The organism is Pseudomonas sp. BR20 (assembly GCF_050780135.1).
Taxonomy (GTDB): Bacteria; Pseudomonadota; Gammaproteobacteria; order Pseudomonadales; family Pseudomonadaceae; genus Aquipseudomonas.
In genome coordinates, this window is the sequence record NZ_CP172012.1 from 5,883,050 (window position 1) to 5,895,005 (window position 11,956).

Below are 11,956 nucleotides of genomic sequence, written 5' to 3' on the forward strand. Positions count from 1 at the left end.
CAAGTGCCCCGCGTCGGTGGGCGACTGCCGTACATCAGTACGGGAATTTCATTAGCCGTTTGCGAGCGAAGCTGATCAGCTTCGTGATGGAAAATGAGGTCTGTCACTCTTGGTATGCCTCCCATTCACTCCACACTTCGCGGATGGCGGCCATCTGAATCTTTTCAATTTGTTTGCTGGAGAGCGCTTTCAGACTGCCTCCCAACAAGGGACGCATGTGCTTGTCGGTCACCGATTCAACGAGAGAGTACAGTTCCTTCTCGGCCTGCTCGACTTGGCCAGGTGATTCAGCTTTTGCGAACGCATCGTTCGAATCAAGCACCACTTGTCCAAACACGCATTTGGTGACGTACACCAGCATCATCTGTACAAGCATCTCGTCAGTGATGCTCGCGAAATCAAACTCTTGGTAACCCTCTAGGCATTCAGAAAGCGCCTCGTTCATCGCAACCCGAACGCGATCAGAATCGCCGTCCTCAGTGGCAAGCGCCTGCACGATCATGTCGATAGCAATGTCCGTGTCCTGGCCGTTCAACGCAGCGAGATCCAGCCCCAGAGGGGAATGCCCTTCCCTCAATGTGGCCATCGCACCAAATAAGGCTCCACCGGCTCCGGCCATGGAGCCAAACCGAGCAGGTCCAATGCCACTGCCACCGGTTGCACCGCCTGCATAGCTGCTTATCGCAGAGCGAAGGTAATCGCCGTCTCCTGTCGAGACGAATCTCCCCAGATTTGTGCGGAAGTCTTTAAATCGCTGCGGAGGAGCCTCGGGTACCTGCTGCCCATCGGTGTCCACCCACCCAGGCACAAATGGAGAATTACCCCCAGGCCCTTTGCTTGACGTAGAGGTTCCCATTACTTCTTCTCCCGCTCCTTGTACCAGCTCGCGCCCTTAAGCTTGCTGCTGAGCCAAGGCCGAATTTTGTCCGGCATTACGGTGTGAATGAAGTCCGATAGCAGCGCACCGGCTTCGGGTGACTTCTCGGCAAGCAACTGCGCACCGTCGAAGCCGACTGGCTTGCTTGTCCACTCAGAATGCGACCGCATCGATTCAATTAACTGGGTCATGACCGCCGCGTGCTCACCACCGGATATGGTTTGTAGAGCAGCTTTTGCAGAAGGTGACGAGGTGTTGGACGTCCGTTTGAGCACAGCAAGCGCTTCAGCCGCATCAGCAGAAAGACCTGCGCGCAATACCCGTAAGGGAGTGGTTTCCCTGCTCAGATAAACGACCGGACGAAGGTCTACAGTCGAAAGCTGCGGTTCGAGCCTGATCCAATCTCGCACGAGGTCTACTTTGGTCCATAAATCCGGACAAGCCTCCGTAAATTTCACGGGGTCTTCCAGTAGTCCCTCCAGTTCGGCCAACACTTCAGGTTTGCCGCCGGCAGCACTATTTATCATCGAGTAAAGATGGGCGACCGCTTTCTCCTCCATGCAACGCTCAAAAAGAGCTACCTTGGCGATTAGGGCCTCGTTTACAGGCATTTCACGCAGTGCTGCTACCCGTACCCTCATTCGAACGACGTTGAGCATACGCTTCACGATTCTGGGGTTACCCAACACGGAGCTGGAGCTTGCGAGCATTGGCGCAATTCGATCAGCAATCGGAAAAGCTTCGGCAACTTCCACAGGCACATTAGAGCCCAGCAACTCTAAGGCCCTCTCTGTGCTGATGGGCTCGTCTCTCCATGCCTTGCGCAAGTTATCTTCAAGCCCGACTCTCAAGGCCTCGATGTGCTCGCCAGGGACCTTGTTACCGGCCGAGGCAAACAGCATGAATAGGTACGCCCGAACCTCCTGAACGCCTAACCTTGGCACACGAACAGGCACTTGAATAAGTTTATCCAAGTAATCAGTCACATGACGATCACCAGGATCTTTGAAATGCTCACTGACCGAATGGCGAACCATCTCCTCATCTGCCGCCACGACAAAAGCCGTATGGTTCATGAAGAGGAATAGACGCAGAGCCTCCAAGGTATGGATCGTCTGCTTGGGCAAGCAGCGATCTAAGTTGTCGACAAAAACGACCAACGTTTTGTCGAGACCGATGAGGACATTTGAAAACTCCTTTCGGAACGCCTCGATCTGTTGGGGGGGAGTTTGCTGCTTTTCTGGGCCAAGCAGCCCGGTAAAGCTGTCCTTCGCCTTACCACCTTCATCTTTGAGAGTTCCTAACGAGTCATGATCCGCTTCACCGGAAAAGAGCTTCCCCAGAGCCTCCACCCCTTTCGCACCAAAACCGAAAGCTGGCATACCCAAAGCAAGCGCTCCGCCTTCGACCATAAGACCAAGCATTCGCATTTTGTTTGCCCGCGCAAAAAGCTTCTTCGCTTCAGGAAGAAAGCTGGTTTCTTCGGCAGCGTCGATAAGAGTGGAGGCGATGACCTCCATCAGCGCGGCGCGGGAGTCATCGAAGCCCTGATACAACCAGGCGTCAAAACGAACGACGACGAATTCAGACGCTCCCCGAGGAGGGTTCAGTCCATGCTCGATCAGATTGAGCAGCGTGGACTTCCCAGTACCCCAGGAACCGAACACGCCTATGGTAACCGGTCGCATGGACGGATCACGGATGACGTCCACAACCAGATCCGCCACTTCTGAGTAATTCAGAAAATCGCTTTTTGTATCGACATCAGCCCACATCTGTGCCTCCTTGCTTGCGGAGCATCCCTTGCTTACGAGCTGGACTTACTGCCACAGACACGCAGCATCGCTTTCATAACCGCCATCATTCGTTAAAAAGCGATTCAATGCCACTATTTCGACATCTAGTGAATAACACCCCTTCCTATAAGTCCGTCGGGCCGTATAGCCGTAGGCAAAGCTCAGGAAAGAGAAAACGTAAAGCAGAACGAACGGCGGCATGAAAGCCGGGATCTGTAGATATCGTGCATACCATACTGACATCGGCAGTAGCGCCACTTGCAGTAAGCAGAACAATTTAGCGGACGCCCAGAGGAGTTTCGGGATCAGACTAGATCGATGTCGCGTGCAAGCGCGCGACATCGATCTAGTCATCGTTTACCTCATCAGTGTCTTTAGCTGACCAGGCGAGCCGAGTGGGGATCGTAGACCACATCGGTAATTGACCCATCTCGAATGCGCTCAACCGCTTCATCAATCACATGCAGCGGCACCAGGAACCACTCCCTAGGTTTGACTGAATGGCCGAAGCGGTCTTCGATGGTCAAGTCCAGCTGCGCTGCGCCGAACAAGCGGTGGAAGATGTTTTCCAGCCGGGTGCGGTTCAGGTTGTGAAGCTTGTAAGTTGCGACCACTTCCACATCGGCCAGCAGGTAGGTGGCATCTTTCGCCGCCGCCGCGATACGCGTTTCCACTCGGCCACCGGTTACGCCGATCTTGTGGATCAGCTCGCGGTGCTCGGCTACGTAGGGATGGTTGGACAGGCTGCGTAGCACATAAATGGTGCCAGTCTCGATGTCGTCCGGCTCGGTTATGTCGCTGAACAGTGGGCCAGAGTCTACCTTGATGATCCGAGACCCTGCACGCCCGTCACCGTCTTTGTAGAGCGCCCGCTGCAAGGATCGTAATAGCAGATCGCTTTCTGTCTCATTGGAGTAGATGACCCGCAGACGCCCATTCGTCTCCGCATTCGGCGTCTTGTAGGTGTCTCCCACCTCGGCGACATAGGCAATGAGTCCGCTCAGAATGAAGAAGTCCCCGACCTCGATGCTGGCGTTCTTGCCAAAGGGCTTGGTTACCCATAGTTTTTGCTTGAGGCCTGCTTCCACCTCGTCAAACAGTGGCTTAAATCTCTCGAAGTCTTTACATGGGTTCCGGGCGGCAATTTCTTCTGCCGCCTTTATTGCCGCACTGGAACGTACATGCCGCAGCACGGTGATGTCGTCTTGGTCGACGGACTCACTGCCGACGCCCAGCTCGGCGAGCAAGGCGTCCTCATCCAGGTCATTCACATTTACCGTGGCTACCACAGAACCTGACAGTAGGCCGTGACTATCCAAGCCTGCCAGTAGGGCTTGTACTTCCGGTAACTTGCGAAGCTGATCCAATCGCACGGCGTACAAGCGCTCAAAGATGTCGCGGTCTTCACCATGTAGTGGGGCGCTGCCATGGGTCTGATAGAAGCGCTGAATGTCCTCGAAGCCAGCGATGATGCGTTCTTCGCGAGGGGTTCGAGTGGCTGTCTTTAGCGAGGGTACTTCTACCCCTAGCGCATTCAGTAGGTCGTCATCGTTCATCTTAGCCATTAGCGGACTCTCCCTGTGCCGCTTTGGCTTGGGCACGGTAACGTGCGAACGCAACCACGCCTTCAGCCATTCGTTTCTCCCAGGCATCGGCGGAGTTGATGTCTGGCAGCCGGCCACGCTCGTTTTTGAACTGCAGGGCACGCATTGCTAAGTCTCGTGCTTCGCTTTCAGGAATGCTCACCTTCTTGGCTGCAATGCTGGCCTGCACTTGGCGTAGGGATTTTTCATCCATCGCCTTAGCCAGCACCGCATAGGCGGCTTCAAAAGGGTTGATGCGGTCGATCAGATCAATGTCTAGCTCGCGCACGTTGACGAATTTGCGCACGCCGTCCAGCAGAGACGTACTGCCTTGTAAGGCGCCACTCTCGCTGGCATCGGTCTGAGCCAACATCAATTTGGCCTGTTGGGTAATGTTCATGGCCGCGATGGCATGCTGACGGATTGCTTCCTGGTCGACGTCGCTCAAGTCGGGGTAACGCTCGCGCACGATCTTGCCCATGCGCAGTTGGGTCAGCTCTTCGGGTAGGGTGTTTTCCTTGTCGAATAGGCCGCGTTCCAGCACGGTTTTGTCCTGCAGGAAGCTGGTTACCACTTCGTTCAAATCTTCTTTGCAGATGCGCGAGGCTTCTGTGCTTTGCGGCGTGGTCAGACCGTTGATTTCGACATGGTACTGGCCTGTGGCTTCATTCACGCCCAGATTGGTGCCACCTGATTGATAGCCCTCGCCACCGTTGTAAATAAAACCGTCTTTCGGCCCGGTATCTTTCGGACTGAACTCATAGCGCGGGGCGAGCACCTGTTCCATCAGCAGGCTGGCGGAAATGGCCTTGAGCATATCATTCACTGCTTCGGCTACAGCAGCTTGGTCGGCCATAGGCTCAGCTATCAAGTTGGTGAAGCGCGAGCGCTCCTTGCCCTCAGCATCACGCGTGGCGCGGCCGATGATTTGCACAATTTCGGTCAGGCTCGAACGGTAGCCAATGGTCAGCGCATGCTCGCACCAGATCCAGTCGAAGCCTTCCTTCGCCATGCCCAGCGCGATGATCACATCCACGTTGTCTCGGTTGTTCTTCTGCATAGGGTCCTTCAGTGCATTGAGCACTTTGGAGCGCCTAGACGCGTCGCTGTCATCCACCAGGTCAGCCACTTTCAGTGTGCGACCATCTTTGGCTTTGATGAGGTGGAAGCCGGTAACTGGGTCGACACCCTGCCAATCGCCCAGCGAACCCATGATCTCGTTGACCTCACGCCCCTTGTCTTTGAGGCTTTCACGCGCAGCAGGATGAGGAATATGTACGATGGTTTTCAGCACTGGGTCCAGCACTTTGGCGACAGCATCCACATACTTGCCCGTGTAGAAGAAGTAGCCGATGTCCAGCGACTTGAGCCAGCGGTAGCCATTGAGCTGTTCGTAGTAGGTGTAAGTCACCGTCTCAAACCTGCTTTCTTCCGCCGGCGCCAGCACGGCTTCGCTGTCGCCACGGAAATAAGAGCCCGTCATGGCGACCAAATGCACTTTATCGCGGCTGATCAACGCACTTAGCTGGCCACCCAATTTGTTGTCCGGGTTAGCGGAAACGTGGTGGAACTCGTCGATGGCGATCAGGCGGTTGTCGAAAGCTTCGATACCCAAATCTTCCACGGCAAACCGGAAGGTGGCATGGGTGCAGACCAATATTTTGTCGGGGCTATTCAGGAAAGCGCGTACGGCCTCGACCTTGGACTTGGCCACTCTCGGCTCGTCAATGCCTGGTGCATTGCATAGGTTCCACTGCGGAGCTACTTGCCAGTCCCAGTAAAAACCAAACTTGCTCAGCGGCTCATCGGCGAAACTGCCGCCAATGGAGCGCTCTGGCACGACGACAATTGCCTGTTGCAAGTCCTGGTTATGCAGCTTATCCAGCGCTATAAACATCAGGGCACGGGACTTACCTGATGCTGGGGGCGACTTGATCAGCAAGTACTGTTCGCCGCGCTTGGCATAGGCACGTTCCTGCATGGTACGCATACCCAACTCATTGGCCTTGCTGGAGGCGCCAGTGTGCGCTGTAGCAATGGATACCGACGGCACCGTGTAGCTGTTGGTCGGGTTGGTAGTGTTAGTCACTGTGATTCATCCTCCATGAGGGTGCCGTCGCCTGCAAGTTCACGTTCAATCTGTTCAATGCTGGGCAGGCTGGTTTGCAATTCGGCAGGCAGCGATTCGAGCAATTTGTACTCGGCAATGCCCATGGGCTGAGTCTTATCGCCCAGCGCATATTCGGCCACGATCTTGTTTTTGCTCTTGCAGAGCAAAAGGCCGATGGTGGGGGTGTCGTGTTCACCTTTGACCTGGCGATCCAAAGCCGTCATATAAAACCCAAGCTGGCCTAGGTGCTCGGGCTTGAACCTGCCGGCCTTGAGCTCGATCACTACATAGCAGCGCAGCTTGAGGTGGTAGAACAGCAAGTCGATGAAGAACTCGTCACCACCTACATCCAGCAGTACCTGCCGCCCGACAAATGCAAAGCCTGCGCCCAGTTCCAACAGAAACTCGGTGACGTGCTTGACCAAGGCATGTTCGATCTCGCGCTCTTGCGCTTCATCGCGCAGACCTAGGAAGTCAAAACGATAAGGATCTTTCAGCGACTCGCGGGCAAGGTCGGACTGCGCCTTGGGCAAGCTGACATCGAAGTTAGTGACCGCTGCACCACTGCGCTCCAGCAGGCGGGTTTCGATATGGATGTTCAGTACATTACGCGACCAGCCATGCGCAACCGCGCTCTGGGCATAGGCCAGGCGCTGCTGTGGGTCTTTCAGCTTGGTCAGCAACACCAGGTTATGCCCCCAGGGCAATTGTCCAACAGCCTGTTGGACAATTGCGGCATCCGGCCAAGCCTCGGCAAAGGCTCGCATATACATTAGGTTGGCACGGGAAAATCCCTTCATCTCAGGAAAGGCGTTACGTAAGTCGTGTGCCAGTCTCTCGATCACCTTGGCGCCCCAGCCCTGTTGTGCCTGCCGGGTCAAAATATCTTTGCCGATCTGCCAGTACAGGTACACCAGTTCGCGGTTTACAGCCAGCGTGGCACGCTGCTGGGCGTTGTGGATGCGGCTTTTGAGGTCGGCCAGCCACTCGCCGTAGCCCTCGGGTGGGGTTGTCAGGCTAGCAGAGGTGTCGCTCATGCCATCTTTCCTCGTGGTTTTTTCGGCGTGGCCTTCGCTGTATCAGCTGTCATCTTGGTGTAGAGGTCAAACAGCTTTTCCAGCCGTTCGGTGTCGTTCTTAAAGCGACGACCGATATAGATACGCTCCAGCACTTCATCGTTGCGCTCGTGTGCGTGGCGCAGGTTTTCCGGCATGGAGTCTGGATCGTACAGGTCGGCAATCGTGGCTGGAAAATGAGCTTCGCGGGCCAGCAGAATGTCCTCGGCGCAACGGGTCAAGTCTGCCTTACTCTGTTCGGTAAGTAAGGGAACAGGGAAGGTGTTCCAGCCTAGGGTGTTCGAATAGCGAAAGTCGGTTTTCATTTTTCCGCAGACGGTGCCAATCCAGACCAGGTGCAAGCGGGAGGCAATCAGCGCCATGTTCCAGAGTGGAGCGTCATACAGTGCAAAAGCGTTGTCGGACACTACTGAGTGGGCCGTTAGCAAGCCTACTGGGAGATACCCTCGAGACTCGGACGAAACTTTGGGTACAACGATTGACGATGTCAGTCCGCGCCCCTGAATTTGTTTGAAACGATGCGCGCGATCTGCATAAGCACGTGTGGACTCAGCATCACTGGCCAAACGCATTACGCGTACGCCCTCAAGACGTTCGGCCACTAATGGCAAGCGCTTGGCTTCCTCTGCCTGCTCATCTTCGATCCAGAGGCATTTTCGAACGATACCTTTGACAAACTCCTGTGACCCGACAAAGTCGAAGACATATTTCGCGATGGATGGCTCGCGCCTCAGTGCTTCGTCGGCTTCAGCCCCTGAAAATAGTAGGTACCCGCCGTCTTTGGGCATGTTGCCCAGATCCATATATGCGCAACCTGCCATGGATGTCCGCAGCGGTTGGATAACGATGTCTGGGCCTGGCACAAGGTAAGCGTTGATATTGTAAACTTGCTTCGCACTGACTTCGTTCTTGTCCAAAGTAGTGAACAGAGTTTTTGGCCGCGCTACATTCCCTGAAATGCCCACGATTGCTACCGTGACCCCAGCATTGTGGCTGGCCAGATTTGCCCACTTGAATGATGTGTAAGCGAAGGCAATCTGATGACCAGTTGCGAATACAAGTGGCCAAAGTATTGGAACCTGTACTCCTTGGCAGATAGAGTTTGTTGATACAAATGCCGTTGCAGCGGATGTTTTTGCCCCATAACCTGCAGCTTTCATGAACCAACCAGCCACATAATCTAGAGTCTTCCATCCTGTGCCATGGCCTGCGAACACCGCCGCCAGGTCAGACTTCTGTTCCTCCGATTGCCATTTGCTTCCAAGATAAGGGGGGTTTCCGCAGATGAAAGTCTCACCACCTTCATTAGCAAAGTCGATTTCCGACTGATTAAGTGGCGTGCCAAACAGGTCATCGGCCACCACTTTCACTCCGGTCCCAGTTGGCGGGCAAATGCTTAGCCAGTCGAGCCGCAGTGCGTTGCCGCAAACAATCCAGTTTTGTGAGTCCAGCGGTAAAAACTCAGCCAGAGCATCCTGCTGACCGCGATACAACACGTCGCACTGAAACTCAGCAATGATCAGCGCCAGCCGGGCAATTTCTGCCGGAAAGTCGCGCAGCTCGATGCCGCGAAAATTGGTCAGAGGGATTTCCGATTTATTGTTGGCTTCGCCTCGACGACTATTAATCTCTGCCTCGATCTCGCGCATCTGCTTGTAAGCGATGACGAGGAAGTTGCCGGAGCCGCAGGCTGGGTCAAATACGCGGATACGCGCCATACGCTTGCGAAGGTTCAGCAGCTTGGATTTGTTGTCACCGGCCGCGTCCAGTTGCAGACGTAAATCATCCAAGAATAGCGGGTTCAGAACCTTGAGGATATTGGGTACGCTGGTGTAGTGCATGCCCAGTGCGCCGCGCTCTTCATCATCGGCCACCGCCTGGATCATGCTGCCGAAGATATCCGGGTTAATTTTTTGCCAGTTCAGGTTGCCAGCGTGCAGCAGGTAAGTGCGCGCCATTCGCGTAAAGCGCGGTACTTCGGTGCTACCAGAGAACAGCCCGCCATTCACATAAGGGAAGGTGTTGGCCCAACTGGGCAGACGCCGCTGAGCAGTGGCGCGCTCGGCCTGTTTGATGTTCATGGCACGGAAGATTTCCGACAGCACCTCGTTGGTGTTAGATCCGTCGCGCTCGCTCCAGCGTTCCACACTACGTGTGAACAGGCTATCGCCATCAAAGATATCGGTGTCTTCGGCAAAGAAGCAGAAAATCAGCCGCGCCATAAAGTGGTTCATGTCATGGCGGCGTTCGGCTTTAGCCCAGTCTGGGTTTTCATTCAGTAGCTCGACGTACAACTTGTTCAGGCGGCTGGTGGCGCGCACGTCGATGGGATTGTCCTTGATCTCCTTGATGGTGGAGATGCCGGCCAACGGCAGCAGGAAACCAAAGTGGTTGGGAAGGTCTGGATAGTCGCAGGTGATGGTTTCGCCCGTGATTAGCTCTTCGGCCTCCAGCGTTTGCCCGTCGGTGGCAAGGATGAACTTGGCTTTGGCTTTTGTGGTGGCCGGGCTGGCGCGCAATGACTTGAGCGTTTCGCCCACGCTACCAGACTCGCATGAGGCGATATGAATGTTGCTGCGCAGTAGCACGCCACCAGACACGTCGGAAGCGTTGTTGTTGCCAGCACGCAAGCGTTTGAGGGCTGTTTCCTTATTGCCAAAAGCAGCTAGGAAGACAAACGGAAACTCCGCCGCGTCAAAGGGCTCAAGGGCCAGGTCCGAAATAGCGGACTCAATTTCTACTGCATTCATGATTTACCACTGTCCAGATCGCGTATGAACGAGTACGGCGAATTAAGCCGTTAATTTTGCGGATGATGACTAGGCCACTTGAGTGCTTCAACCTTCGTGCCGGCCACGGTCTGACATGATAACCCCGATAGCCTCGAACAAGGTCGTATCGCGTGTGGCGACAGCGGAACTACTAGAGCGGCGATGGCAGCATTGCAGCTGGATCACAGCAGTGACAGAAGAAAAACTTAACCCAATTCTGGAGTTTAGTGGGGACAGCACGTTTAGGCTAAGCGCAGAGCGAGCCACGGTGATGCAGTAGTTCGTTCATGGCCAGCCATCCGGTGATTCAGGGCAGAAAATTTAGGAGGTGGTCACACATCGGGTTAGAGCGGATCAATTCCGGAATAGGTTTTCACGGTGCCATGTCAGATAGGAGCGATGGCGCGGCTCGATCTGTCGTAACCTCAATGCAGGGCTCAAATGGAGCGCCGCCGCTGTCGCTGCATCTACTTCAGGGCTCAGCAAAATGTCGCCATCGTCATCAAAGCTGATCAAGCCTTGATCAAAGGCCAAGTCGAGGTTAGGGGTCAGAAGCAGTCCATTGAACTGATCAAGTCGCTCGGCATGGTTCGCTGACCGCCAAGGCTTAATATGCGAGGCACGCAGCAATTGGGGAATGGAGCACTCGGTTACTGAGCAACCGCCCCAATAAGCCACAAGGGAATCGCGATAACGGCTTTGACCGATACGAGCTTTGATCAAAGCGTCTCGCTCTGTGTCAGTCAGAGCTACCTCACCCAGATCGATAGTCATCGCAGCTGGCATAGCTGGCACTTCGTCAGGAAGGGACTCGTGACCAAACAGAGATTGGACAAGAGCATCCATTGCTGCAGTGTCACGAAAGCCAAAAGCAATCCCATAGTTTATGGGCGTAGTGCCGCTATGGAGACGCTTGGGAAAACCACGCAGGTTGCTATTGTGGTAGTAAAGCTCCGCTGGACGCTCGACACCGGTTATTTCGGACCATTCGACAAGCTTTGAAGCATGCATGGGATGCAGCACCAACGGTGCACGCGTCGATTGACCTGCCCCCCTCTTGACATAAATCGGCTCATCCAACGCTGGATGCATCAGGCGGAATACTTTGTTTCCCGGCAAGGGTGTCAAAACAAATCCCGCTTGTTCGAGACCGCTTACGATTTGTTCAACGGTTAGAGCATGCCCGTTGAACTGGCCAGGCACAGGTGAGGCCGTTGAGAACGGCTCTCCATTCTCGGATTGATCAAGCGAGTACTCGTTGGGCCATTTGACAACACGGCTCTTAATTGGATATGTCTTCAAAAAGCCTGGCGCTTGCAAACGCGCCAGCACGGGTTTTCCGACTACCTCCCAAGGGGTGTCAGCGCCAGCAACGAGGCGTGAGAAGCTGATGATGGGCCCGTTTTTCTGCGCAATTATCCAGGCGAGACAGGCTTCTGCGCGATCACGGGTACCGCTCTTGTTGCCCAAGCGTATCTGGCCATCTGCGATGATCCATAGGTCGAGACCTGAGTCATGCACCGCCAGTACAAACTCGGCGAAATCATTACGGACGGCCGTAGGCCAGTCTGCGGCAAGAATTGAAAAGGGTGAGCTGCGCTCGAATTTTTTGACAACATCTTGCAATGACGTACTCATTTTCGTTCCCTGAAAGGGCAATATCGAATGGCCACACCCTAAGCAATCCAGCTACAAACGTCTACAGGTAAGCAATCCGCTCACAGGTTGTACTAGACAAGCGCC

At 54.7% G+C, this 11,956-nt stretch carries 7 protein-coding genes; all 7 read right to left on the bottom strand.

Going from position 1 to position 11,956, the window contains the following annotated elements; genetic code table 11:
- Positions 1-103 precede the first annotated feature (103 nt).
- Positions 104-619 carry a hypothetical protein gene (locus ACHPFG_RS27145; protein ID WP_083294002.1) on the bottom strand — a complete coding sequence of 172 codons (516 nt, stop codon included), beginning with the start codon at positions 617-619 and terminating at the stop codon, positions 104-106.
- Between the two features lie 236 nt (positions 620-855).
- Complete coding sequence (locus tag ACHPFG_RS27150; RefSeq protein ID WP_192230235.1) at positions 856-2,652, bottom strand: KAP family P-loop NTPase fold protein; 1,797 nt, start codon at positions 2,650-2,652, stop codon at positions 856-858.
- Positions 2,653-3,047: 395 nt separating this feature from the next.
- Entirely contained in the window at positions 3,048-4,238 is a 1,191-nt protein-coding gene (locus tag ACHPFG_RS27155; RefSeq protein ID WP_431700934.1) for a GIY-YIG nuclease family protein, read from the bottom strand.
- On the bottom strand, positions 4,231-6,345 hold the full coding sequence (locus ACHPFG_RS27160; protein ID WP_431700935.1) for a DEAD/DEAH box helicase: 2,115 nt from the start codon (positions 6,343-6,345) through the stop codon (positions 4,231-4,233). The genes ACHPFG_RS27155 and ACHPFG_RS27160 overlap by 8 nt, the downstream gene beginning before the upstream one ends.
- Positions 6,342-7,403, bottom strand: a complete 1,062-nt coding sequence (locus tag ACHPFG_RS27165) for a PDDEXK nuclease domain-containing protein (RefSeq protein ID WP_431700937.1) — start codon at positions 7,401-7,403, stop codon at positions 6,342-6,344. The genes ACHPFG_RS27160 and ACHPFG_RS27165 overlap by 4 nt, the downstream gene beginning before the upstream one ends.
- Entirely contained in the window at positions 7,400-10,192 is a 2,793-nt protein-coding gene (locus ACHPFG_RS27170; protein ID WP_431700939.1) for a class I SAM-dependent DNA methyltransferase, read from the bottom strand. Before ACHPFG_RS27170 ends, ACHPFG_RS27165 begins: the two co-directional genes overlap by 4 nt.
- A gap of 375 nt (positions 10,193-10,567) precedes the next feature.
- Complete coding sequence (locus ACHPFG_RS27175) at positions 10,568-11,851, bottom strand: HNH endonuclease (protein WP_431700941.1); 1,284 nt, start codon at positions 11,849-11,851, stop codon at positions 10,568-10,570.
- Positions 11,852-11,956 lie beyond the last annotated feature (105 nt).

Coding starts and splice junctions, on each gene's coding strand:
- ACHPFG_RS27145 (WP_083294002.1), bottom strand. CDS start 619: ATGGCCGGAGCCGGTGGAGCCTTATTTGGTGCGATGGCCACATTGAGG.
- ACHPFG_RS27150 (WP_192230235.1), bottom strand. CDS start 2,652: ATGTGGGCTGATGTCGATACAAAAAGCGATTTTCTGAATTACTCAGAA.
- ACHPFG_RS27155 (WP_431700934.1), bottom strand. CDS start 4,238: ATGGCTAAGATGAACGATGACGACCTACTGAATGCGCTAGGGGTAGAA.
- ACHPFG_RS27165 (WP_431700937.1), bottom strand. CDS start 7,403: ATGAGCGACACCTCTGCTAGCCTGACAACCCCACCCGAGGGCTACGGC.
- ACHPFG_RS27170 (WP_431700939.1), bottom strand. CDS start 10,192: ATGAATGCAGTAGAAATTGAGTCCGCTATTTCGGACCTGGCCCTTGAG.
- ACHPFG_RS27175 (WP_431700941.1), bottom strand. CDS start 11,851: ATGAGTACGTCATTGCAAGATGTTGTCAAAAAATTCGAGCGCAGCTCA.